At 60.3% G+C, this 1,291-nt stretch carries 1 protein-coding gene; it reads left to right on the forward strand.

Annotated features, from left to right (window positions below):
• Window positions 1-71: 71 nt before the first annotated feature.
• Window positions 72-1,252, forward strand: a protein-coding gene (locus G3O06_RS48360; protein ID WP_205820471.1) for an IS3 family transposase whose coding sequence is annotated in 2 segments (ribosomal slippage) — window positions 72-333 and window positions 333-1,252 — 1,182 coding nt in all. Because the reading frame shifts where the segments join, the coding sequence is not laid out codon by codon here.
• Window positions 1,253-1,291 lie beyond the last annotated feature (39 nt).

Raw genomic sequence — 1,291 nt, forward strand, 5'->3', positions numbered from 1 at the left:
GTGAGCTTCCCCTGAAATTTCGCCTTCCAAGAGGTCGTGTATAAACTCGACGGAAAGGAAGGAAATCAGGCATGTTCAAGGTACCGAAACAGGTGTACACGGCGGAGTTCAAGGTTGCCGCCGTACAGCGGGTCAAGGATGGTCAGAGCGTGGGCGTAGTGGCCCGCGAGCTTGGCATCTCTGAGCAGACGCTTCGCAACTGGGTAAAGGTCGAGGCATCGGGCAAGCTCAACGGCGCCGGAGCGAAGCCAGTCACGCCGGAGCAAATGGAGCTTTCGCGGCTTCGAGCAGAGAACAAGCGCCTGCAGATGGAGCTTGAGATCGCAAAAAAGGCGGCAGCATACTTCGCGAAGGACCTGCTGTGAGGTATGCCTGGATCGACCGGCAGGTCGGGCAGTATCCGCTGTCGTCGCTGTGCTGGGTGCTGTCGGTCAGCGTGAATGGCTATCGCGCGTGGAAGCGCGGCGGTACGCCGGAACGAACGCGACTGACGGACACGCAGTTGCTGACGCTGATCCGGACGGTGCACGCCAAGGTCAAGGGCGCGTACGGTTCGCCGCGCATGACCGAGGAAATCCGTGATCGAGGCTATCCGGCCAGCAAGGCGCGCGTCGAACGGCTGATGCGTGAGAACGGCATCCGGGCGCGACACAAACGCCGTTACCGGGTGACGACCGATTCGAAGCACAAGCTGCCGGTTGCACCGAATCTGTTGAATCGCGAGTTCACGCCTACTGAGCCGAATCAGGTGTTCAGCTCCGATATCACGTACATCTGGACCGACGAGGGTTGGCTGTACCTGGCCGTGGTACTCGACCTGTTCAACCGGGAGGTGGTGGGCTGGTCCATCAAGTCGCGTATGACGGCGGATCTCGTGACGGACGCGCTGACGATGGCTTGGTTTCGCCGCCGCCCCATGCCGGGCGCCCTGTGTCACTCGGATAGGGGCAGCCAGTATGCGAGCCACGAGTTCCAGCGCAAGCTGGCCGCGTACGGTATGCGCTGCTCGATGAGCCGCAAGGGAAATTGTTGGGACAATGCCCCTACGGAAAGCTTCTTCAACAGCTTGAAGAACGAACGGGTTCACGCCACGCGCTACCGGACGCACCAGGACGCGAAGGCCGATCTGTTCGAATACATCGAAGTGTTTTACAACCGCAGTCGTCGTCATTCGTCGCTCGGCTTTGTTTCTCCGGAGCGGTTCCTTCGGGACTGGATCAAAGCTCAGCAGACCAAGGACGCCGCTGCATAACTCGGGACCGTTGGAAGGCGAAAAACCGAGGGAAGCTCA

It is taken from the genome of Burkholderia sp. Ac-20345 (genome assembly GCF_017104825.1).
GTDB classification, from domain to species: domain Bacteria; phylum Pseudomonadota; class Gammaproteobacteria; order Burkholderiales; family Burkholderiaceae; genus Burkholderia; species Burkholderia lata_B.